The sequence below is a fragment of the Blattabacterium cuenoti genome (assembly GCF_014251995.1).
In the GTDB taxonomy this organism is placed as follows: Bacteria; Bacteroidota; Bacteroidia; order Flavobacteriales; family Blattabacteriaceae; genus Blattabacterium; species Blattabacterium cuenoti_AE.
In genome coordinates this window covers 576714-599810 of record NZ_CP059205.1, presented here as the reverse complement: position 1 = coordinate 599810, position 23097 = coordinate 576714, and the positions used below count along the sequence as shown (strand labels likewise).

Genomic DNA, 23097 nt, shown 5'->3' with positions numbered 1-23097 from the left:
TTTTAGAAATATTTTATTTTTTCTGTTATAATAATAGCGTGAGGGGGATTTGAACCCCCGACCTCTGGGTTATGAATCCAACGCTCTAACCATCTGAGCTATCACGCCTTTATTAAAAATATATAGAACCATAATAAATATAATATATTTTTAGTGATAAAAAATAAATGTTATAACATTTTAAGTACTATCATAAAAAAATAAAGTTATGATTTTTGATTTAAGTAATTATAGAAAAAATTATTATAATGATTCACTATTAGAATCTTTAGTTCCAAAAGAACCTTTCCAGTTATTTCATGATTGGTTTCAACAAGAAAAACTTTTTCATAAAACAAATAATGATTATGAAATTAATGCTATGTCTATTTCTACTATAGGAAAAGATGGAGGTCCAGAAACTAGAATAGTTTTATTAAAAGAATATTCTGAAAAGGGATTTATTTTTTATACGAATTATTATAGTTTTAAAGGAAAATCTATTCAGAATTTTCCAAAAGTATGTATTTCTTTTTATTGGAAAAATACAGAAAGACAAATTATTGTAAAAGGAGTAGCATCTAAAATAAGAAAAGAAAAATCCGATAAATATTTCAAGAAAAGACCTAAAGGAAATCAAGTAGGATGTTGGGCTTCTAAACAAAGTTCACCTCTTCCATCTAAAAAATATATGTTAAAACAGTATGAAAAATGGGATAACTTTTTTAAAAGAAAAACCATAAGTCGTCCTTTTTATTGGGGAGGGTATATTATAAAACCATATAATATGGAATTTTGGCAAGGACAACCTAATAGACTACATGACAGATTAATTTATAATTTAGATAAAGAAAAAAACTGGATTTTATATAGATTATCACCATAATATAGAGATGAATATAAAAAAATAAAGTTTGCAATTAGATCATCAATACAAACTTTATTTTTTCAAAAATTACAATTTTGTTAGCTCTGCTCCTATTTTAAACTTAGCAACTTTTTTTCCTGGAATATATATTTTCTTACCCGTTCTAGGATTGACACCGTTTCTAGGATTTCTTTCAACGACGGAAAATGTTCCAAATCCTACAATGGTTACTTTCATTCCTTTTTTTAGAGATTCTATAACTGTCTCAATAAATGTGTCTATTACATTTTTTGCTTTTATTTTTGTTATTCCAGTTTTTTCAGCTATTGAATTAACCAATTCTGTTTTATTCATGAATTTATAATATTTAATTTTTATAAAAAACTATAAAAACAATTTTATATAATATAATAACAAATATAAAATATTTATGTTAAGGATATTTGTATTATATATAATAAAATATTGTTTTATTGAACAAAAATATTTTTTTTTATTTTTATTCCATTAATTAAATTTTTTACGTTCATTCTTTTTCTTCCTTCTATTTGTCCTTCAATAATAGATATAAAACCTTCTTTTACGGAAACCTTCATTTCATATAATGAGTTGATTAATATTGATCCAATGGGAAAAGAATGTTTTTTAAGTATTTTCTTTACAGTGAAAATTTTAAATCTCATAATTTTTTTATTAAGAAATAATAAAGTCCATGCAGTAGGATAAGGACATAATCCTCTTATTTTATTGTATATAGATTCAATAGATGGTTTATTCCATTCTATTCTGCAATCTTTGTTAGATATTTTTGGTGCATTTATTAAAATATCAATTTTTTTTTGAGGAATAGGTTTTATTGTGTTTTTTATAATTCCTTCTAAAGTTTTTATAATTATAGATCCACTTATTTTCTTAAGTCTTTTTTCTAGTTCTCCTGCAGTTTCTTGTTTTCCTATTTTGATTTCTTTTTGAAGTATTATTTTTCCACAATCTATTTTTTCCTCTACCAAAAAAGTAGTTAGTCCGGTTTTATTTTCACCATTAATAATAACCCAATTAATAGGTGCTGCTCCTCTATACTGCGGAAGTAGAGATGCATGTAAATTAAAAGTACCAAATTTAGGAATATTCCAAACTTTTTTTGGTAAAAATTTGAAAGCAACAACGATTTGTATATCTGCATTCCATAATTTCAAATTTCTTAAAAAAGAATTCTCTGTGAGATTTATAGGTTGTAAAAAAGGAATATTTTTTTCTAATGCATATTTTTTAACAGGAGAAAAATATTTTTTATTCTTTTTGTGAAAAGGAAGATCAGGAATTGTTACAATTCCTACAATATTATATTTTTTTATGTGTAATTCTCTTAGAGAAGAAAGAGAAAAATGTGTAGATCCTATGAATACAATTTTTGGGAACTTTTTCATAATAATTTATTTGTAATTTAAATTCACTAATTTTATCTTGTGTTTTTATAAAAAAGTTCATTGAATTTTGAGAATCAAATATATAAAAATATCATTTTTTTGATTTTTTAATATTATAATAATATAGAAAATATCAATATATGTATTGGACTTTAGAATTAGCTTCTCATTTAGAAGATGCACCTTGGCCTGCAACAAAGGAAGAATTGATTGATTTTGCTATTCGCACTGGAGCCCCTTTAGAAGTTGTTGAAAATCTACAGCAGTTAGAAAATGGAGAAGGAGAAGTTTTTGAATCTATAGAAGATATATGGGCGGATTATCCACGTGATGACGAAGATTTTTATTGGAATAGAGATGAGTATGAACTTTAAATTATTTATTTTTATATGAATTTTTAATGAGTTTTATCAGAAAAATATTAAATAAATTATTAGTTAATAAAAATGAAAGAGACCTTAGAAAGATTAGAAAATTTTTGGTTCTAATTAAAGAAGAGGAAAAAAACATGTTTTTATTATCTGATGATGAATTGAGGTCTAAAACTAATTATTTTAAAAAAATTATAAAGGATTCTACAAAAGAATTTGATGAAGAAAAGGAAAATATTTTAAAAAAAATAGAAAAAAAGTTTCTTTCTATCAATTTGTTACAAAAAGAATCCTTTAGATTAGAAGAAATTTATAAAAAGTGTTATGAAATAGAGCAAAATAAATTAATAGGTATTTTGCCTAAAGCTTTTTCTTTAATAAAAGAAACAGCTAAACGTTTAAAGGAAAATAAAAAACTTGTAGTAAAATTAACTTCTTTTGATAAAGAATTGTCTAAAAAAAAATCTTACATCATTTTAGATGAGAAAAATGAAAAGGCTATTTGGAAAAATAAATGGAATGCATATGGAAAATCCATAATTTGGGATATGGTACATTATGATGTCCAGTTAATGGGAGGAATTGTGTTACATCAAGGAAAAATAGCTGAAATGGCAACAGGAGAAGGAAAAACTTTTGTAGCTACTTTAGCTGCTTATTTAAATGCTTTATCTGGAAGAGGAGTTCACATTGTAACTGTTAATAATTATTTATCAAGAAGAGATATGGCATGGATGTCTCCTTTAATGGAATTTCATGGATTAAGAGTAGATTGTATTGATAATTATCCATCTTCTGATATAAAAAATAGAAAAAAAGCATATCAAGCGGATATTACTTATGGAACAAACAATGAATTTGGATTCGATTATTTAAGAGATAATATGGTTTCATCTAAAAATGAATTAGTTCAAAGAGAATTAAATTATGCTATTATAGATGAAATAGATTCTGTTTTAATAGATGAGGCGAGAACTCCTTTAATTATATCAGGACCTGTAGATCCTAAAAAGGATAATAAAAATGAATTTGAGTTGTTAAAAAAAAAGGTAGAAGATATAGTTAAAAAACAAAATATAATTGTCAATAATTTTTTTCAGGAAGCGAAAAATTTAATAAAAAATAAAGATAAAAAACTAGGAGGATTCAAATTGTTTCAGGCATATAGAGGATTACCAAAGAAAAAATCTCTTATAAAATTTTTGAGTGAGGATAATATACGTGTTATTTTACAAAAAGTTGAGAATCAATATTTACAAGATTATGGAAGAGAAATGTATAAGGTGGATAAAGATCTTTATTTTGTAATTGATGAAAAAAATAATACAGTAGAACTAACAGATAAAGGAATTGAATTTCTATCTAAAAATGTAAAAGACCCAAAATTTTTTATATTACCAGATGTAAATGTGGAACTATATGAAATAGAGAAAAGTAAATTCTCTAAAGAAGAAGAAATAAAAGAAAAAGAAAAAATTTTTCAAAATTTTTCTATTAAATCACAAAGAATACATGTTATCAACCAGCTTCTTAAAGCTTTTACTTTATTTGAAAAAGATATAGATTATGTGGTTTTAAAAGATAAAGTTAAAATAGTGGATGAACAAACCGGTCGTATTATGGAGGGAAGACGTTATTCTGATGGATTACATCAAGCTATAGAAGCAAAAGAAAACGTACAAGTAGAGTCTTCTAGTCAAACCTTTGCTACAATTACTTTACAAAATTATTTTAGAATGTACAAAAAAATATCAGGTATGACTGGTACAGCAGAAACAGAATCCGGAGAGTTTTGGCATATCTATAAATTGGATGTGGTTGTAATTCCTACACATAAAATTGTAAAAAGGAAAGATTTTCAGGATCTTGTTTTCAAGACTAAAAGGGAGAAATATAACGCAATAATAGAAAAAATCATTCATTTGTCTATGCATGAAAAACGTCCAGTCCTTGTTGGTACTACTTCTGTTGAAGTTTCAGAATTTTTGAGTAGATCTTTAAAATTTAGAAAAATTTCACATAATGTTTTAAATGCAAAGTTACATGAAAAAGAAGCTGAAATTATAGCAAAAGCGGGATTTCCAGGATCCGTTACTATTGCAACTAATATGGCAGGTAGAGGTACTGATATTAAACTGTCAGAAGAAGTTATAAAAAATGGAGGTTTGTCAGTTTTAGGAACAGAAAGACATGATTCTAGGAGAGTAGATAATCAGTTAAGAGGAAGATCTGGCCGTCAAGGGGATCCAGGGTCTTCTCAATTTTATGTTTCATTAGAGGATAATTTGATTCGTTTATTTATTGATTCAGAAAGGCTATCAAAACTTATGGATAGATTTGGTCATAAAGAAGGAGATACAATTCAACATCCTTTATTAACAAAATCTATTGAAAAAGCACAAAAAAAAATAGAGGATAATAACTTTAGTATGAGAAAACGTTTATTAGACTATGATGATGTTATTAATAAACAAAGAGAATTTATTTATAAAAAACGTAGAAATGCTTTATTTGGAAGGGAATTGAGTTTAGATATTTCTAATATGATCTATGTTTTGTTAGATGTAATGATTTCAGATAATAAATATTTAAATAATTTTAATAATTTAAAATATGAATTTAATCAAACTTTTAATTTGAAATTTCCTTTTCAGGAAAAAGATTTTTTATCTTATAAAGAAAAAGATTGTGTAAATCGACTCCATGATATTATTATAAGTTTTTATAATAAAAAAAAAGAAAATATTATTCATAAAGACATCATTCCAATGTTGTCTAATTTTTTCGTAAAGGAAAAAAAATATTATCAAATTCAAGTTATTTTCACTGACGGTATTCAAAGAATTATTTCTATTTCAAATTTAGAAGAATTCTATGATACAAAAGGTAAATCTTTATTATCAACATTTGAAAAAAAAACAATATTATGTTTTATGGATGAAAAATGGAAAGAACATTTGCGTGAAATGGATAATTTAAGATTTTCTGTGCAAAATGCAGTTTTTGAACAAAAAGATCCTCTAATTGTTTACAAACAAAATGCTTTTAATTTATTTCAAGAAAGAATACATGATATTAACAAAAAAATTATTTCTTTTTTTCTTAAATCTATTATAGTAAAGAATAATATTTTATGTATTCCAAATGATAATATAAAAATGGATTTTTTAATAAGAGAAAAAAAAATAAAGAAATTGGGAAGAAATAATAAAATTAATATTCGTCATTTAATTACAGGAGAGATTAAAAATATTAAACTTAAACAAGTGGAATTTTTTTTGGAAAAGGGGGAATGGGTGGTAGACAATGATTATTTATTAGAATAATATTGCATAATAATAATGATGTTTATTAACAAATAAAACGTATACTTTTTATTATATTTTTACTTGTTTTTTCTTGTTATTTTGGAATTAGTTTTTGGACAATGAGAAAAAATTTTGATTATATTAATTGTATTCCGTACAATACATTTGGTGTAGTTTTGGGAACTTCTAAATATTTACATGGAGGGGGGATTAATGCTTATTTTAAATACAGGATTGATGCAGCTTATTATCTTTTTTCTCACAAGAAAATACGGTATATTATTGTAAGTGGAGATAATAGAGAAAAAAATTATAATGAACCTAAAACAATGAAAAAAGAATTGATTAAAAAAGGAGTACCTTCTCATTTCATATATGAAGATACTAATGGTATTAATACTTTGCAATCTATTATTAGGGTTTATAAGATATTTAATCAAAAAAAATTCACGATTATATCTCAAAAATTCCACAATGAAAGGGCTATTTTTATTGGAGATTTTTTAGGATTGGATGTTGTTGGATTTAATGCTAGAAATCTAGATTTTGATAGCAAAATACAATTTAGAGAAATATTTGCTAGAATAAAAGTTTTTTTAGATATATTTTATTATCTAGATAGATAAGATAAATATTTTTTTAGTATTTCTGAATTTTTATATTTATGAGTATCTATTTCTAATAAAAATGGAGCATCTGATTTTTTCCAAAAAAAAGACAATACTTTATTCAAATTATATTGATTAGAAACTTTTTCGTATTTCCAATTATGCATTTTACATATATTTCTTGCAGAAAAAATATGTTTCGTTTCAAAAAAATTAGAAATTTTTTCAGGAATTTTAGCTTCTGAAATAAATTTAAAAATGTTTCCTCCTCTATTATTAATAAGTATAATTCTAAAATTATTTGGAATATAATTATTCCATAAAGCGTTGCTATCATAAAAAAAACTTATATCTCCAATAACCAATGTGACAACTTTTTTACTAATTATTGATGATCCTATAGCTGTTGAAACACATCCTTCTATTCCTGATGTTCCTCGATTACAATAAGATTTAATAGAACTTTTTTTTCTATTTAGAAGTTCATAATATCTTATTACCATACTATTTCCTAATTGTAAAATTGAATTATTAGGAATAACTTTAAATATGAGAGATAGGACTTTTAAATCAGAAAAGGTTTTTTCTTTTTTCAAAAAAAAATTATGATTTTTAATCCTTTTTTTTCTTATTTTTTCCCATTGAAATCTATAATTTGAGGAAGAAAGATTATAACATTGAAAAATTTGAAAGAATGATTCTAAAGGCATAGACCAATAGGTAGTCAGCTTATAATAAGTATCTGGATAACTTTCGTAATTTTCACCTATATGCCAGTGATATATCGGAGGATGCTTTCTCAAAAAGAATTTTATTTTTTTTGATATAATATTTATTCCAATAGTCAATAAAATATTAGGTTTTAAATTCAACCATTCTTTAATAGTCATATTAAAAATAAGTTGATCTATATTAGAAAAAAATAATTTTCCACTTACTTGAGATGTTGTTTCTGTAAATACAACAATAGATGGATCCAGGCTTATTTTTTTCAAAATATTTTCTACATTTTTTTCTGGATAATGTAATCCTAATAAAATCATTTTTTTTTTAGATTTTTTCCATATTGATTTTTCTTTTTTATAGTATTTTTTTTTTTCAAAAAAAGATCGTTTCGAACGGATGAAATTTATAATTTTAGGATTTACCTGTAATTTATTCGTTGTTTTATAAAGTGGTTCTGAAAAAGGAATATTGATATGTATAGGTTTTTTTTTTATAAAACACTTATTGATTGATTCATTAATTAATTTTTCATTATACCAAATTCCTAATTGAGATTCGTCTTCTGTTAATTGAATAGATGATACTACATGTTTTTGGAAAATGTTTTCTTGATGAATTGATTGTCCATCAAAAATATCTATAACTTCTTTTGGACGATCTGCAGTTACTAAAATAAGTGGAATATTTTGATAAAATGCTTCTGTTACTGCAGGATAATAATTAACAACTGCAGATCCGGATGTACAACTAACAACTACAGGTTTTCTGATATGTTGAGCCATTCCTAATGCAAAAAATCCTGCACAACGTTCATCTACAATACTATATGTTTTAAATTTTTTATATTGTGCAAAATGAATAATAATAGGAGCGTTTCTGGATCCTGGAGATATAATTATATTAAATATAGATTTATTTTTTAATATTTCTCCTAAACTTTGTACAACCATTTTATTTGAAAACATGATAAATATTAAAATATTTGACGATATTGTAAAATTATATTAGCCCTCCATTTACATTTAAAACGGTCCCTGTAATATAATCAGATAAATCTGAAGCTAGAAATAAAGTGCAATTAGCTACATCTTGAGGAATTCCTGGTCTTTTTAATGGAATATTTTCTATCCATTTTTTTTTGATTTCTTCTCGAAAAGAAGAATTCATTTTTGTAGTAATATAACCAGGAGCAATGGCATTACAACGAATATTTTTTTTTCCTAATTCTCTAGCTATAGATTTAGTAAATCCTATGATTCCTGCTTTGGACGCAGCATAATTAGATTGTCCAATATTTCCTGTTAATCCTATAACAGAACTCATGTTAATGATACTACCTTTCTTATTCCTCATCATAGGATAAATAGCATATTTAGTTATATTAAAAACAGAATAAAGATTATTTTTTATTACGTAATCCCAATCTTCTTTAGAAATTTTAAGTAAAAAATTATCTTTAATAATTCCAGCATTATTTACCAATATATCTATATTCCCATATTTTTTTATAATTTTTTCAATTAAATATTCTGAAGATTTTAAATCTGAAAGGTCAATTTGATATGCTTCTACAGAATTTTTTAACTCTAAAACCAATTTATTAGCTTCTTTTTTTGAGGAAAAAAATGTAAAAATAACATTAGCTCCATGTTTTACAAAAGTTTTTATAATAGATTTTCCGATATCTCCCGAACCTCCTGTAACTAAAGCTATTTTTCCATTTAATAGTTTCATATAATAATATGATTTTTAGGTTTCGTTTTACTTATTAGTTGAAAAATTATATTTAACTGTTTTTCCATACTTATAAAGGTATTATCTATTTCTATAGAATTTTTGGATTTTTTTAGTGGAGAAATTTTCCTAGAAGTATCCATATTATCTCTAAAAATTATATTTTTCTTTACTTTTTCATAAGAAGTTTCTTCTCCTTTTTTTCTAAGTTCTTGATATCTTCTATAAGAACGATTATCTACAGATCCTTTCATAAAAATTTTTAGTTCTGATTTAGGAAAAATATAATTTCCAATATCTCTACCATCTACAACAATTCCTTTTTTTCTTCCAAATTCTTTTTGTGTAATGATAGTCAACTGATTACGAATTTCAGGAATTTGAGCTATTAAACTAACTTTTTCTGTTACTTTTAATGATCTAATTTCATTTTGAATATTTTCCCCATTTAAAAATATATTTATCTCTTTAGATTTTTTGTTCCATATAAATTTAAAATTTAAATTCCTCAAAAAGGGAAGGAAATTTTTTATATTCCATAAATCGCTATTAAAAATATTCTTACGGATAGCTAGTAAAGTTACTCCTCTATACATAGCTCCGGTATCTATATATTTATATTTTAATGTTTTAGAAATTTTTTTTGCTAAAGTGCTTTTTCCTGATGAAGAATATCCATCTATAGCGATAATAATTTTATGATTCATAGTGATTATGACTTTTTTAATTCATATTTATATGATAATAGTTTATAATAAAGTTTAACAGCTAAAAAATCTGTAGAAAATTCTTTCTTATTTGGTAAAAGTTCAACAATATCAAACCCTACTATTTCCTTTTTTTCAAAAACCCTTTTAAAAAATTTTAAGGTCGTATACCAATTTAGTCCACCTGGTTCTGGAGTTCCAATAGAAGGAGCTATACTAGGATCGAAAGCATCTATATCTATACTAATAAATACTTTTTTTGAAAGTTTTTGAATAGCTTTTTTCATCCATGAATCATTCTTATAAATTTCATGCATATAAAAAACGTTTCCTTCTTGAAGGAATTTTTTTTCAATTATATCCATACTTCGTATTCCTATTTGGATTAAGGAATATTTTTTAGAAGCTTCGTGCATAGAACATGCATGATTATATGGATCTCCTTTATATTTTGGACGTAAATCAATATGTGCATCTATATGAAGGATACTTAAATTTGGGTATTTTTCTCCAAAAGCTCGAATACTTCCTATAGATATAGAATGATCTCCTCCTATGAGAGTGATAAATTTATCTTTAAGAAGATATTTTCTTATAGTATTATATACTTTTTCAACCATTTTTTTAGAAGAGATCGAATTATTGTTTATGGGGGAGGGAGCAATAAAAATTCCTCTTTTATATACTTCTGAATTAGTTTCAATATCATATAATTCTATATATTTTGATGCAGACAAGAAAGCCTTTGGACCTTCTTTTGAACCTCTTCTCCATGTTTGAGTAGAATCAAACGGAACTGGTATTAAAACCGTTTTAGATTGTTTTAATGTAGAATATTTTTTAGATATTCCCGAAAAAGTTTTTTTAGTCATAAAGTAATTTTCAATAACCTAATATTTTTAGTATTTCTTCAGGTTTTTGTGATGGGCGAAATACTTTATATTTTAAATTATTTTCTTTATCATAGTTTATTAATATATGTATAGGTTGAGGAATTAAACAATGGTGAACTCCTCCATATCCGCTAATTGTGTCTTGATAAGCTCCGGTGTTGAAAAATCCAATATAAAGTGGAATTTTTTTATTAAAAAAAGGTAGATATATAGCATTCATATGTTGTTCTGAATTATAATAATCATCGCTATCGCACGTCAATCCTCCTAAAAAAACTCTTTCATAAAAATCGTTCCAACGATTAATAGCCATCATAATAAATCTTCTGCTAATTGCCCAAGTGTCAGGAAGTGTAGTCATAAAAGAACTATCTATCATATTCCATTTTTCTCTATCATTTTGACGTTTTTGACTAAGTATTTTATATAATATTCCTCCACTTTCTCCTACCGTATAGGCTCCAAATTCTGTATATATATGTGGTTCAAAAATATTTTCTTCTTGACAAAATTTTTTTATTTGATAAACAATTTCATTAGCCATATATTCATAATCATAATTAAAACACATAGATGTTTTTATTGGAAAACCACCTCCTATATTTAGGATATCTAATTCTGGTGCTACCTTTTTTAACTTAGCATAAATATGCAAACATTTAAAAAGTTCATTCCAGTAGTAAGCAGTATCTTTTATTCCTGTATTAATGAAAAAATGCAACATTTTTAGTTCTATTTTTGGGTTATTTTTTATTTTGCTTAAATAAAAAATAATAATGTCTTTATATCCTATTCCTAATCTAGAGGTATAAAATTCAAATTTTGGTTCTTCCTCAGAAGCTATTCGTATACCCAATTTAAATGGATGGTTTATAACTAAATTTAGTTTCTCCAATTCATCCGGATTATCTAATATAGGAATTGTATTTAAAAAACCATTATTTATCAGTTCTGATATGTTTTCAATATAATTTTTTGTTTTAAATCCATTACATATTACCTCAATTTTTTTATTAGTTTTTCCTTTTTTATAAAGATTTTTTACAATTTCTATATCATAAGAGTATGAAGTTTCAATGCTAATGTTATTTTTTAAAGCTTCTTCTAAAACAAAGGAAAAATGAGAACTTTTTGTGCAATAACAATAAGTATATTTATTATTATATTGATTAGAATGAATTGCTTTTTCAAACCATTTCCTAGCTCTTTTTATATTTTGAGATATTTTTGGTAAGTATGTGAATTTCAATGGAGTTCCGTATTGTTTTATCAAATTTATTAACGGAATACCGTGAAATTCTAAAAAATCATTTTTTAAGGAAAACTCTTCAGTAGGAAAATTGAAAGTTTGATGTATTAGATCAGAATAACGAATTTTCATGTAAAAGTATTAAATAAAAATATTAAAATAAATAAACGGTTAAATTTCTTTATTTTTTTTATGCATCAAAAATTTTTTTAAAAAAACGTCTATCTCTCCGTCCATTACAGATTGTACTTTTGTAGTTTCATAGCCTGTTCTCAAATCCTTAACTAATTTGTAAGGATGCATAATATAACTACGTATTTGTGATCCCCATTCTATCTTTTTCTTTTCTGATTTTATTTTTTCTTTTTTCTTATTTTTTTTCATTAATTCCATTTCAAATAATCTGGATTTTAAAAGTTGTAAAGCTTTTTGTCTATTTTGTATTTGAGAACGAGATTCTGTATTTTCTATAGTGATCCCTGTAGGATAATGACGTAATCTGACTCCTGTTTCAACTTTATTTACATTTTGTCCTCCTGCTCCACTAGAACGAAAAGTTTCCCATTGAATATCAGAAACTTTAATGTTAATTTCTATATTATTTTCTATCATAGGATAAACATAGACAGAAGAAAAAGAAGTATGACGTTTAGAATTACTATCAAATGGAGATATTCGTATTAATCTATGTACCCCATTTTCTCCTTTTAAATAACCAAAAGCATAGACGCCATCTATTTCTAAAGTAACAGATTTAATTCCAGTAATATCTCCAGATATAAAATTTATTTTTTTGACGGAAAAATTATGTTTTTCAGCCCACATAAGATACATTCTCATTAACATTGATGACCAATCACAACTTTCGGTTCCTCCTGCTCCAGAAGAAATTTGTAAAATAGCTTTAAAAGAATCTTCTTTTTCTGATAAAAGACTTTTTAATTCCAAATTTGATAGTAATTTTTCGGTTTTACACAATTGAATTTCAAATTCTTTTTCTAAATCCTCTTCTTTGGAAAGCGAGAATATTATCTCCAATTCTTCTAGATAATTTTTTAAATTGTTAAATTCTTTTATGCATTTTTTCATATTATGCATATTCTTTATAAAATTTTCATGTTTTTTATAATTCTTCCAAAAATCAGGATTTGACATTTTTTTTTTCTCTTTATTAAAAGATTTTTCAATTTCATCCACTTTTAAAAAGTCGTGAATTTTTTGAATTCTCTCTGAAATAGATTGAATATCTTCTTTTTTTATCATAATAAATACGAAAGTAAATATTTTTAAAAAATTTTGTTAGATCATAAATGTTTTTATAGTTATTTTGTAATTTACAACTGTAAATGAAGATAAAAATTTTATTTCCATTATGAACTTCAGTAAGTTTACTGTAAAATCTCAAGAGATAATACAAGAAGCACAAAATATTGCATTAAAGAATCATCAACAATCTATTGAAAATTCTCATATTTTATGGTCTCTTTTAAAAAAGGAAAAAAATGTAATACCTTTTATATTCAAAAAGTTGAAAGTTGATTATCAACCGATAATATTAGAATTAGATCGGATTATCTTTTCTTATCCAAAAGTTATAAGTGGATCTTTCTCTCAATATTTCAGTTTACATGTAACAAAAATGTTAAATATAGCGGAAAATTATGCTCAAACATTAAAAGATGAATTTATTTCTGTAGAACATATTTTTTATGGAATTTTTATGAATTCAGATAAAACATCTCAGTTACTAATTAACCAAGGAATTACAGAGAGGGATATTAAAGAAATTATTAAAAATATCAGAAAAAAAATTGGTAATATAGTTTCTCCTCTAACTGAAAAGACTTATAATTCTTTAGAAAGATATGCGAAAAATCTCAACGATTTGGCTTCTAAAGGAAAATTAGATCCGGTTATTGGACGAGATGAAGAAATACGAAGAGTTTTACAAATATTATCCAGAAGGACAAAAAATAATCCAATTCTAATTGGAGAACCAGGTGTTGGTAAAACAGCTATTGCTGAAGGATTAGCTCATCGTATTATTAATGGAGATATTCCAGATAATTTAAAAAATAAACAAGTTTTCTCTTTAGACATGGCCTCTTTAATTGCAGGAGCAAAATATAAAGGGGAATTTGAAGAAAGACTTAAATCTGTTATTAAAGAAGTAACATTTTCAAATGGAGAAATTATTCTATTTATAGATGAAATTCACACTCTTATTGGAGCAGGAGGAGGAGAGGGTGCTATAGATGCTGCAAATATTTTAAAACCAGCACTAGCAAGAGGAGAACTACGAGCTATAGGAGCTACAACTTTAAACGAATATCAAAAATATTTTAGAATAGACAAAGCTTTAGAAAGAAGATTTCAACAAGTATATGTAAATGAACCTTCTATTGCTGATACTATATCTATATTACGTGGAATTAAAGAAAAATATGAAAGTCATCATAAAGTAAGAATTAAAGATGAGTCTATTATAGCAGCTGTTGAATTATCGAAACGTTATATCAATGAACGATTTTTACCTGATAAAGCTATAGATCTTGTGGACGAAGCTGCTTCAAAATTAAGAATGGAAATTAATTCAAAACCTGAAGAATTGGATACGTTGCATAGAAAAATTATGCACATGGAAATACAAATAGAAGCCTTGAAAAGAGAAAATGATGAAAAACAATTAATTCCTTTAAAAAAAGAGTTATTAAAGTTAAGTGAGAAAGAAATAAAATTACAAAATCAATGGAAAAATGAAAAGGATTTAGTTGAAGGAATACAAAAATCTAAAGATAAAATAGAAAATTTTAAATTTGAGGCTGAACAATCTGAAAGATTGGGAGATTATGGTAAAGTAGCAGAGTTGAGATATGGAAAAATAAAAGAAGAAGAAAAAAAAATAAAAGAATTTGAAAATGAATTAAAAAAACAAGAGAATAAAGGAAAAAAAATGATACAAGAAGAAGTATCTAAAGAAGATATAGCTCAAGTTGTATCTAAATGGACGGGAATTCCTGTTACCAAAATGTTACAAAGCGAGAAACAAAAATTATTATTTTTGGAAAATAAATTACATAAACGAGTTATAGGTCAAGATGACGCTATTAAATCTGTAGCAGATGCAATACGACGTTCTAGAGCTGGATTAAAAGATGAAAAAAGACCTATAGGATCTTTCTTATTTATGGGAAGTACAGGAGTAGGAAAAACAGAGCTTGCTAAAACTTTAGCAGAATATTTATTCGATGATGAAAATAATATGGTTCGTATAGATATGAGTGAATATCAAGAACGACATTCTGTTAGTAGACTTATAGGAGCTCCTCCTGGATATATAGGTTATGATGAAAGTGGACAATTAACAGAAGCAATACGAAGGCGCCCTTATAGTGTTATTTTATTAGACGAAATAGAAAAAGCTCATTCGGATATTTTTAATATATTATTGCAAGTTTTAGATGATGGAAGATTAACAGATAATAAAGGAAGAACAGTTAATTTTACAAATTCTATTATTATCATGACTTCTAATATAGGATCAGATCTAATTCAAGAGAATATAAATAATAATCAAGAAATGTCTTACCTTCAAATGAAGGTTATAAAAAAATCTTTAATAAATTTGTTAAAAAATGTTGTAAGACCCGAATTTATTAATCGTATTGATGAAATAATTTTATTCAAACCCCTCTCTAAAAAAGAAATTAAAGATATTGTAAAGTTACAAATGAAAAAATTAAGTAGTTTATTACTAGAAAATAATTCTATTTTTATAGAATCTACTCATGAAGCCATAGAATATTTAGCAGAAAAAGGATATGACCCCCATTTTGGGGCTAGACCGTTAAAAAGAGTAATTCAACATGACATCTTAAATAATCTTTCCAAAGAAATACTTGGGGAAAAAATACAAAAAAATAATAAAATATTAATAGATTTTTTTAAAGAAAAAGGAATTGTTTTTCGTCGATCAGAAAAATTAGAAAATGTAAACCCTTCTTCAGAGTAATTGAAAAAAATGGATGTTCATAAATCTGGATTTGTTAATATTATAGGTCTTCCTAATACAGGAAAATCTACATTACTAAATTCTTTAGTAGGAGAAAAGATTTCTATAATCACATGTAAACCCCAAACTACACGTCATAGAATATTAGGAATTATTAATGAACATAATTTTCAAATTATTTTTTCTGATACTCCGGGAATAATTACTCCTGTTTATCCTATGCAAAAAATTATGATGCAATATGTTAAAAAATCGTTAGAAGATGCAGATATCATATTGTTAATGACAGAGGTTGGAAAATTAAGAAATTTTCCAATGTTCTTTAATGAAATTAAAAAAATAAATGTTCCTATTATTATCTTAATTAATAAGATAGACAAAATAAAAATGAAATATTATAATAATATATTACATGATTCAGTTAATTATTGGAAAAAACTATTTCCTAATTCGGAAATATTACCAATATCTGCAATAAAAAAAACAAATCAAGATTTTTTAATGAAAAAAATAATATCATTATTATCTGAACATCCTCCTTATTATCCCAAAGAATTATTTAGCAATAAATCTGAACGTTTTTTTGTTAACGAAATAATTAGGGAAAAAATATTTTGTTTATATAAACAAGAAATCCCTTATTCTGTAGAAATAGATACAATTCTTTTTAAAGAAAAAAAAAATAGTATTTATATATCGTCATATATATATGTAGAACGTGATTCCCAAAAATTGATTTTAATTGGAAAAAATAGAAATTCTCTTAAAAAATTGAAATTTCTTTCTATAAAAAGCATAGAATTGTTTTTGAAAAAAAAAATAGAATTAGAATTCTATGTAAAAGTTTCTCCAAAATGGAGATATAATTATAAAAAATTGAAATTTTTTGGATATTAAAATTATTTAAATTATTCAATTTTTATAATAAAGAATTCTTTCTTTCCAAATTGGAATAAAATATATTTATTTCCTATAATATTATCTTTTTTTAATAGGATATTTTCTTTTATTGATTTTTTGTTTAAATAAATTGAATTTGCTTTTAAAGCACGATTAGCATTACTTTTAGAACAAAAAAAATTACTTAAAAGATCTAATAAAAAAATTCCTTTTTTAAATTCTTCATAAGCAAGCATCATATGCGGAATATTATTATATATGGAAATTAGAATTTTTTGACTTAAAAGGCGTAAGTTTTCATTATTTTTATCAAATAATACATTTGTTATTTCAATAATTTCTTTTGTAGTTTCATTTCCATGAATCCATTTTGTAATTTCATAAGCTAGTTTTTTTTGTAATAATCTCTTGTTTGGATTTTTTCTATGTTGACTAATTAATTCATTAGTTCTTTCTTGAGATAGAAAGGTATATATCTTTATATACCTTTCTATCTCAAGATCAGATATGTTCATCCAAAACTGGTAAAATTTATACGGAGAAGTTTTACTTTTATCTAACCATATATTTTCTCCTTTTTCACTTTTTCCAAATTTTTTTCCATTAGGTTTAGTTATTAAAGGAAAAGTAAGTCCATATGCTTTTTTTCCAGTTTTTTTTCTTATTAATTCTATCCCTGTTGTAATGTTTCCCCACTGGTCAGAACCTCCTATTTGTAGGAGACAATTTTTAATTTGATTTAAATATAAAAAATCATATCCTTGTATAAGAGAATAAGAAAATTCAGTAAAAGAAATTCCGTTCTTATTATCATTAATTCGCTTTTTTACAGTTTCTTTAGAAATCATATAATTAACAGTGAAACACTTTCCAATATCACGAATAAATTCTAAAAAAGAGATATCTTTAATCCAATCTAAATTATTTAATAGTTCTACATTTTCTAAATGAGTCTTTAAAAGTCTCAATATTTGATTTTTTATGAGATCTGAATTTTTTTTCAAAATTTTTTGACTGAGAAAAATTCTACTATCTTCCTTTCCAGAAGGATCTCCTATAAATCCTGTAGCCCCCCCAATCAATATTAATGATTTATGCCCCATTTTTTGAAAATGAATTAGGATAATAAGAGGAACTAAATTACCCAAATGAAGAGAGTCAGATGTTGGATCAAAACCTATATACATTGTAATAGGTTTCTTTAGTTGATTTTCTATATTTGGAACTTTATTTTTTATTAATCCTCTCCATGAGAGTTCATTAATGATACTTTTTTCCATTTTCTACATATTTTCTTAATATATGAAAAAATAAATCAAATTTTTTATTCATTATATATTAGATGAAATTATTTTTATAATTTCTAATGATATTTTTTCCAAGAAAAATTTTTATAAAAAACTAAATTTTATTTCTGGAATTTTTCAAATTTTTCTTTTATAATAATTTCTACAGATTTATTTTCTATTTTTGAATTCAACCAGGAAATGATATCTAAATATAGGAAAGTTCTTTTTTCATAAGGATGGTCATAATATTTAATTAATTTTTCTTTCAATTTTTTAAATTGATTTTTTATTTGATGTGGATATACCTTACCAAGATTTTTAAAAAAGTGAATAATTTTCTTTTGTACAATATACCAATCTCCCATTTTAACGAAAAATCTGTATGCAGATTGAATTTTTTGATCCATATTTTCATCTAAACCACTTTCATAACAAGCAATTAAATATAAGATTCTTGCAAAGCATTGTAAATCTTTACGTAAATCCTTTTTTTTATTTTCTATAATCTTTAATAAATATAAAATAGTATTTTCATTATCTCCACTTCCGAAATACAAACAAGCAATTTTATAATAAAGAACCATAATATAATGGGAATCTAAACGATTGGAAATTTTCTTTAAATCCATAAATAAAGATGGAATTATTTTCTTTACTCCTTCAGAAAAACTTCCTTCCATGTAATGTTTATTAATACGATTAGTATATAAATACATAAAAATCAATATTTTTGTATTTCCATTAATCAGGAATTCTCCATTTTTAACTTCTTTTTCAAATTTATTTAATACATCAACAAATTTTGAATAGTGATTTAAAAAAAATAAACTATCTAATAAATAGTGATATCCTTTTAAGTAACTTACGGGAGATTCTTTTTTTTCTTTTTTGTGATTTTGAAATAGTTTAACCCATTTATAAGATGATCTATAACACATAATAAAGTCTTGTCGTATATAATGATACCATACTTGAGCCTGATACAAGAATAATTTTTCGTAAAAACTAAGTTTTTCAATATCAAATTTTGGTAAATTTGTACGAAAATATGTTTCTATAAACACTTTATCTTTTTCATTTTTTACACATCCTACTTTTAGGTATAAACCATATAGTTCTAAAGAAATATTAGATAAAGCATTGTTACAATGTATTTTTTCTATTAATTCTTGAGATTCTATTGATAATTCTCCTGATTTAGAATAAATACTCCTTGTTATATGTTGAGATTCTATCATTTTTTCAAATTCTACTAATTCTAAAAGAATTGTATTATATTCATAATTTCTGGCAATAATTTTTGATTTTTCCAATAATTTTAAACTTTGTATATATAAACCTTTATTATATAATATTTTAGAAAAATCTAAATATTCACGTATTTGTATATCATGGTTTTCTTTAGTATGTTTTAGTTTTAAACTAATTAAAATTTGTTGATACAAATATGCTTTTACATTAGATAATTGCGTTTTGTTTATAGGTGTACTTTTTAATATCTTTTTTTCATCATAAAAGTTTATTTTACTCATCACTTCAAAAAGTTTCATGAACTTAGCATGCTTATTTTTTTTTATACGATTAGAATAAAGTTTGAAATTTCTTTTCTCTGATTTTGATAAAGTTTGAATTAATAAAAGAAGATCATCTAATTTTTTGTTTTTATGCATTGTAATTAAATATTTACGTTTAGTATGATACACAGAAAAATATCATATAATTTTGATAATTAGATATTGTAAATGTTAATATATTTTATTTCTTTTTTTTTATTAGAAAAAATAGTTTTGACATTAATAATCCAATGATATGATATGGAAAATAAAAGAGTACAAATTTTTGATACAACATTACGAGATGGAGAGCAGGTTCCAGGATGTAAATTAAATACAAAAGAAAAAGTAATAATAGCTAAAAAACTAGAGGATTTGGGAGTAGACGTCATTGAAGCTGGATTTCCTATTTCTAGTCCAGGTGATTATCAATCTGTTCAAGAAATATGTAAATCTGTTTCAAAAACGGTAGTTTGTGCATTATCACGAGCAGTAGAAAAAGATATTAAAATAGCTGGAGAAGCGTTAAAATATGCTAATAATCCTAGAATTCATACAGGGATAGGAACCTCTAATTATCATATACTTTATAAATTCAATAGCACAAAAGAAAAAATTATAGAAAGAGCAATTCTTTCAGTGAAATATGCAAAAAAATTTGTAGAAGATGTTGAATTTTATGCAGAAGATGCAGGACGCACAGAAAATTGTTTTTTAGCAAAAGTTTGTGAAAGTGTTATAAAATATGGAGCTACAGTTATTAATATCCCTGATACTACTGGATATTGTCTTCCAGAAGAATATGGGGAAAAAATACGATTTTTAAAAGAAAATGTTAAAGGAATTCATAAAGTTACGTTATCCACTCATTGTCATAATGATTTAGGATTAGCTACAGCTAATTCTTTGTTTGGAATTATGAATGGAGCACAACAAGTGGAATGTACTATTAATGGAATAGGGGAAAGAGCTGGAAATACTTCTTTAGAAGAAATAGTTATGATTATTAAGCAAAATTCTCATTTGAATATGTTTACCAATATAAATACAAAACTTATTTCTTCTACAAGCCGTTTAGTATCTGAATGTACAGGAATGAACATACAAGCTAATAAAGCCATTGTAGGAGTCAATGCTTTTTCTCATTCTTCAGGAATTCATCAAGATGGAGTTATAAAAAAAAGAGAAACCTATGAAAGTATTAATCCAGAAGATATTGGGATAAATAATTCTTCAATTATTTTGACAGCTAGAAGTGGAAGAGCAGCCTTAAATTATCGTTATAAAAAATTAGGATTTTTTTTGAATAAAAATTCTTTGAATTTAGTCTATTCTATTTTTTTAAAACATGCAGATAAGAAAAAAGAAATAACTGATAAAGAATTAAAAATAATTTTAGAAAAGGCTAATTTGAATAATAAAATGTTATACATTTCTGATCGTCGTAATTGTAATCATAAAAAAATAAATGTAATGTGAAAATGTCAAAATCATTGTTTGATAAAATTTGGGATTGTCATATAGTTAAGAAATTAGAAAATGGAATAGATGTTATCTATATCGATAGGCATTATATACATGAAGTAACTAGCCCTCAAGCTTTTATAGAGTTAAAAAAAAGAAATTTTTCTATTTTTAGACCCGAAAAAATTATAGCAACTGCAGATCATAATGTTCCTACAAAAAATCAAAATTTACCTGTTTCAAATCCTTTATCTAGGAAACAAATAAATTTTTTAACAGATAATTGTCGTAATTTTGGAATAAAATTATATCAGTTAGGTAATAAAAATAATGGAATAGTTCATGTTATTGGTCCTGAACTAGGTTATACCTTACCTGGGATGACAATAGTTTGCGGAGATAGTCATACTTCTACTCATGGTGCTTTTGGTACTATTGCTTTTGGAATAGGAACTAGTCAAGTAACAATGGTTATGGCAAGTCAATGTTTATTATTGTCAAAACCCAAACAAATGAGAATTCAATTAGATGGAAATTTAAGGGTAGGCGTCACGCCAAAAGATATAATCTTGTATATTATTTCAAAATTGGGTGTAGACTCAGGAATTGGACATTTTATAGAATATTCAGGGTCCGTTATCAGAAAAATGAGCATGGAAGGAAGGATGACTATTTGTAATATGAGTATAGAAATGGGAGCAAAAGGTGGATTAATTGCTCCAGATGAAATTACTTTAGATTACATTAAAAAATGTAAAAATTACGGCTTGAAAAAATTAGGAAATAAAATGATGAATCATTATAAATCGCTAATTACAGATAAGGAGTTTGTTTTTGATAAAGAATATGTATTTAATGTTAATAAAATTGAACCTATGATCACTTACGGAACAAATCCCGGAATGGCAATAAAAATTTCTGAATCTATTCCAAAACAAAATGCAGATAAAAAATCTTTAAAATATATGGGATTTTATCCGGGAGAATCTTTGATAGGAAAAAAAATAAATTATATTTTCATAGGAAGTTGTACTAATTCTAGAATAGAGGATTTAAGGATTGTAGCTTCTGTGACAAAGGGTAAAAAAAAAGCTAGTAACGTTTATGTTATGATAGTTCCTGGGTCTAATCAAGTAATTGAACAAGCAAAAAAAGAGGGTTTAGATAAAATTTTTAAAAGTTGTGGGTTTGATTTCCGTCAACCTGGATGTTCTGCTTGTTTGGGGATGAATGAAGATAAAATTCCTTCAGAGGAATATTGTATTTCTACATCTAATAGAAATTTTGAAGGGAGACAAGGACCAGGAGTGAAAACGTTATTAGTAAGTCCATTAACAGCTGCTATCATAGCTATTAAAGGAAAAATTGTAGATGTGAATAAATATATTATTAATGAAAAAATTTACAACATTAATTAGTAAAACTGTTCCAATTCCAATAGAAGATATAGATACTGATCAAATTATTCCAGCTCGTTTTTTAAAAGAAATTCAACGTGAAAAATGTGGAAAAAATCTTTTTATAGATTGGAGATATAAAAAAGATGGGTCTTTAAACAAAAATTTTCCATTAAATAGTTTTTCTCATTATGACAGAAAAATTCTCTTGTCAAAAAGAAATTTCGGTTGTGGTTCTAGTCGTGAACATGCTGCATGGGCTATTTATGATTATGGATTTAGAGTTATAATATCCAGTTTTTTTGCTGATATTTTTAAAGAAAATGCATTAAATAATGGATTACTAGTTATAGAAGTAGATGAAATTTTTTTAAAAAAATTATTTGATATAGTTTATAAAAAACCAAATACTAAAATAAAAGTTGATTTAATTAATCAAAAGGTTTCAATAATGAAAACAGGATTTTCTTATAAATTTTATATACATCCATACAAAAAAAACTGTTTTTTAAACGGTTATGATGATATTGATTTTTTAGTTTCTTTAAAAAAAGAGATAGAAAATTTTGAAAAAAGTAAAAAAAATTTTTTCTTTTAATTTGATAAAATTTT

Annotated in this window: 19 protein-coding genes and 1 tRNA gene; 9 read left to right on the top strand and 11 right to left on the bottom strand. The window is 24.8% G+C overall.

Annotated elements, in window-relative coordinates:
- Nucleotides 1-34: 34 nt before the first annotated feature.
- Nucleotides 35-108 (bottom strand) — tRNA-Met (locus H0H51_RS02855).
- A 100-nt stretch (nucleotides 109-208) separates the two neighbouring features.
- Here H0H51_RS02855 and pdxH point away from each other — a divergent pair.
- Nucleotides 209-865, top strand: coding sequence for a pyridoxamine 5'-phosphate oxidase (pdxH, locus tag H0H51_RS02850; protein ID WP_185876806.1), 657 nt, complete (start codon nucleotides 209-211; stop codon nucleotides 863-865).
- Between the two features lie 69 nt (nucleotides 866-934).
- Here pdxH and H0H51_RS02845 read toward each other — a convergent pair whose 3' ends face one another.
- Both H0H51_RS02845 and fmt read right to left on the bottom strand, forming a co-directional pair.
- Nucleotides 935-1201, bottom strand: a complete 267-nt coding sequence (locus H0H51_RS02845) for an HU family DNA-binding protein (RefSeq protein ID WP_185876805.1) — start codon at nucleotides 1199-1201, stop codon at nucleotides 935-937.
- A 116-nt stretch (nucleotides 1202-1317) separates the two neighbouring features.
- A complete protein-coding gene (fmt, locus tag H0H51_RS02840; protein WP_185876804.1) occupies nucleotides 1318-2274 on the bottom strand; it encodes a methionyl-tRNA formyltransferase in 957 nt (318 codons plus the stop codon).
- 140 nt (nucleotides 2275-2414) lie between these two features.
- On the opposite strand from fmt, the gene H0H51_RS02835 reads away from it, so the two are divergent.
- From H0H51_RS02835 to H0H51_RS02825, 3 genes are all read left to right on the top strand, one after another.
- Entirely contained in the window at nucleotides 2415-2648 is a 234-nt protein-coding gene (locus H0H51_RS02835) for a DUF2795 domain-containing protein (protein ID WP_012821710.1), read from the top strand.
- Between the two features lie 26 nt (nucleotides 2649-2674).
- On the top strand, nucleotides 2675-5971 hold the full coding sequence (gene secA / locus H0H51_RS02830; RefSeq protein WP_185876803.1) for a preprotein translocase subunit SecA: 3297 nt from the start codon (nucleotides 2675-2677) through the stop codon (nucleotides 5969-5971).
- 101 nt (nucleotides 5972-6072) lie between these two features.
- The gene (locus H0H51_RS02825) at nucleotides 6073-6579 is read left to right on the top strand and encodes a SanA/YdcF family protein (RefSeq protein ID WP_185876802.1); all 507 of its coding nucleotides are present in this window, start codon (nucleotides 6073-6075) and stop codon (nucleotides 6577-6579) included.
- Here H0H51_RS02825 and menD read toward each other — a convergent pair.
- The 6 genes from menD to prfB are packed head-to-tail and all read right to left on the bottom strand — an operon-like array spanning nucleotide 6564 to nucleotide 13133.
- Entirely contained in the window at nucleotides 6564-8252 is a 1689-nt protein-coding gene (gene menD / locus H0H51_RS02820) for a 2-succinyl-5-enolpyruvyl-6-hydroxy-3-cyclohexene-1-carboxylic-acid synthase (RefSeq protein ID WP_185876801.1), read from the bottom strand. The genes H0H51_RS02825 and menD overlap by 16 nt on opposite strands.
- Before the next feature lie 34 nt (nucleotides 8253-8286).
- Entirely contained in the window at nucleotides 8287-9021 is a 735-nt protein-coding gene (gene fabG, locus H0H51_RS02815; RefSeq protein ID WP_185876800.1) for a 3-oxoacyl-[acyl-carrier-protein] reductase, read from the bottom strand.
- The gene (gene cmk / locus H0H51_RS02810; RefSeq protein ID WP_185876799.1) at nucleotides 9018-9728 is read right to left on the bottom strand and encodes a (d)CMP kinase; all 711 of its coding nucleotides are present in this window, start codon (nucleotides 9726-9728) and stop codon (nucleotides 9018-9020) included. Before cmk ends, fabG begins: the two co-directional genes overlap by 4 nt.
- 5 nt (nucleotides 9729-9733) lie before the next feature.
- Nucleotides 9734-10600: an agmatinase gene (gene speB / locus H0H51_RS02805; RefSeq protein ID WP_185876798.1), complete on the bottom strand. Its 867-nt coding sequence runs from the start codon at nucleotides 10598-10600 to the stop codon at nucleotides 9734-9736.
- A 10-nt stretch (nucleotides 10601-10610) separates the two neighbouring features.
- A complete protein-coding gene (locus H0H51_RS02800; RefSeq protein ID WP_185876797.1) occupies nucleotides 10611-12002 on the bottom strand; it encodes a type III PLP-dependent enzyme domain-containing protein in 1392 nt (463 codons plus the stop codon).
- Nucleotides 12003-12041: 39 nt separating this feature from the next.
- A complete protein-coding gene (gene prfB / locus H0H51_RS02795) occupies nucleotides 12042-13133 on the bottom strand; it encodes a peptide chain release factor 2 (RefSeq protein ID WP_185876796.1) in 1092 nt (363 codons plus the stop codon).
- A gap of 109 nt (nucleotides 13134-13242) precedes the next feature.
- Here prfB and clpB point away from each other — a divergent pair, with 109 nt between their 5' ends.
- Nucleotides 13243-15882: an ATP-dependent chaperone ClpB gene (clpB, locus tag H0H51_RS02790; RefSeq protein WP_185876795.1), complete on the top strand. Its 2640-nt coding sequence runs from the start codon at nucleotides 13243-13245 to the stop codon at nucleotides 15880-15882.
- Between the two features lie 9 nt (nucleotides 15883-15891).
- Nucleotides 15892-16779, top strand: a complete 888-nt coding sequence (gene era / locus H0H51_RS02785) for a GTPase Era (protein ID WP_185876794.1) — start codon at nucleotides 15892-15894, stop codon at nucleotides 16777-16779.
- 11 nt (nucleotides 16780-16790) lie between these two features.
- Here the strand turns inward: era and tyrS are convergent, their stop codons facing one another.
- Together tyrS and H0H51_RS02775 are read right to left on the bottom strand one after the other, a co-directional pair.
- Complete coding sequence (gene tyrS, locus H0H51_RS02780; protein ID WP_185876793.1) at nucleotides 16791-18062, bottom strand: tyrosine--tRNA ligase; 1272 nt, start codon at nucleotides 18060-18062, stop codon at nucleotides 16791-16793.
- Nucleotides 18063-18190: 128 nt separating this feature from the next.
- Nucleotides 18191-19741 carry a hypothetical protein gene (locus H0H51_RS02775; RefSeq protein WP_185876792.1) on the bottom strand — a complete coding sequence of 517 codons (1551 nt, stop codon included), beginning with the start codon at nucleotides 19739-19741 and terminating at the stop codon, nucleotides 18191-18193.
- Between the two features lie 144 nt (nucleotides 19742-19885).
- Here H0H51_RS02775 and H0H51_RS02770 point away from each other — a divergent pair, with 144 nt between their 5' ends.
- Genes H0H51_RS02770 through leuD form a run of 3 tightly spaced genes read left to right on the top strand, consistent with a single transcriptional unit; the run spans nucleotide 19886 to nucleotide 23083 of the window.
- Nucleotides 19886-21103: a 2-isopropylmalate synthase gene (locus tag H0H51_RS02770; protein WP_185876791.1), complete on the top strand. Its 1218-nt coding sequence runs from the start codon at nucleotides 19886-19888 to the stop codon at nucleotides 21101-21103.
- Nucleotides 21104-21105: 2 nt separating this feature from the next.
- Entirely contained in the window at nucleotides 21106-22506 is a 1401-nt protein-coding gene (gene leuC / locus H0H51_RS02765) for a 3-isopropylmalate dehydratase large subunit (RefSeq protein ID WP_185876790.1), read from the top strand.
- Complete coding sequence (gene leuD / locus H0H51_RS02760) at nucleotides 22481-23083, top strand: 3-isopropylmalate dehydratase small subunit (RefSeq protein WP_185876789.1); 603 nt, start codon at nucleotides 22481-22483, stop codon at nucleotides 23081-23083. Before leuC ends, leuD begins: the two co-directional genes overlap by 26 nt.
- The last annotated feature ends 14 nt before the right edge of the window (nucleotides 23084-23097 follow it).

Coding starts and splice junctions, on each gene's coding strand:
- H0H51_RS02825 (WP_185876802.1), top strand. CDS start 6,073: ATGAGAAAAAATTTTGATTATATTAATTGTATTCCGTACAATACATTT.
- H0H51_RS02835 (WP_012821710.1), top strand. CDS start 2,415: ATGTATTGGACTTTAGAATTAGCTTCTCATTTAGAAGATGCACCTTGG.
- era (WP_185876794.1), top strand. CDS start 15,892: ATGGATGTTCATAAATCTGGATTTGTTAATATTATAGGTCTTCCTAAT.
- fmt (WP_185876804.1), bottom strand. CDS start 2,274: ATGAAAAAGTTCCCAAAAATTGTATTCATAGGATCTACACATTTTTCT.
- clpB (WP_185876795.1), top strand. CDS start 13,243: ATGAACTTCAGTAAGTTTACTGTAAAATCTCAAGAGATAATACAAGAA.
- H0H51_RS02775 (WP_185876792.1), bottom strand. CDS start 19,741: ATGCATAAAAACAAAAAATTAGATGATCTTCTTTTATTAATTCAAACT.
- secA (WP_185876803.1), top strand. CDS start 2,675: ATGAGTTTTATCAGAAAAATATTAAATAAATTATTAGTTAATAAAAAT.
- H0H51_RS02770 (WP_185876791.1), top strand. CDS start 19,886: ATGGAAAATAAAAGAGTACAAATTTTTGATACAACATTACGAGATGGA.
- pdxH (WP_185876806.1), top strand. CDS start 209: ATGATTTTTGATTTAAGTAATTATAGAAAAAATTATTATAATGATTCA.
- leuC (WP_185876790.1), top strand. CDS start 21,106: ATGTCAAAATCATTGTTTGATAAAATTTGGGATTGTCATATAGTTAAG.
- cmk (WP_185876799.1), bottom strand. CDS start 9,728: ATGAATCATAAAATTATTATCGCTATAGATGGATATTCTTCATCAGGA.
- tyrS (WP_185876793.1), bottom strand. CDS start 18,062: ATGGAAAAAAGTATCATTAATGAACTCTCATGGAGAGGATTAATAAAA.
- leuD (WP_185876789.1), top strand. CDS start 22,481: ATGAAAAAATTTACAACATTAATTAGTAAAACTGTTCCAATTCCAATA.
- menD (WP_185876801.1), bottom strand. CDS start 8,252: ATGTTTTCAAATAAAATGGTTGTACAAAGTTTAGGAGAAATATTAAAA.
- prfB (WP_185876796.1), bottom strand. CDS start 13,133: ATGATAAAAAAAGAAGATATTCAATCTATTTCAGAGAGAATTCAAAAA.
- fabG (WP_185876800.1), bottom strand. CDS start 9,021: ATGAAACTATTAAATGGAAAAATAGCTTTAGTTACAGGAGGTTCGGGA.
- speB (WP_185876798.1), bottom strand. CDS start 10,600: ATGACTAAAAAAACTTTTTCGGGAATATCTAAAAAATATTCTACATTA.
- H0H51_RS02845 (WP_185876805.1), bottom strand. CDS start 1,201: ATGAATAAAACAGAATTGGTTAATTCAATAGCTGAAAAAACTGGAATA.
- H0H51_RS02800 (WP_185876797.1), bottom strand. CDS start 12,002: ATGAAAATTCGTTATTCTGATCTAATACATCAAACTTTCAATTTTCCT.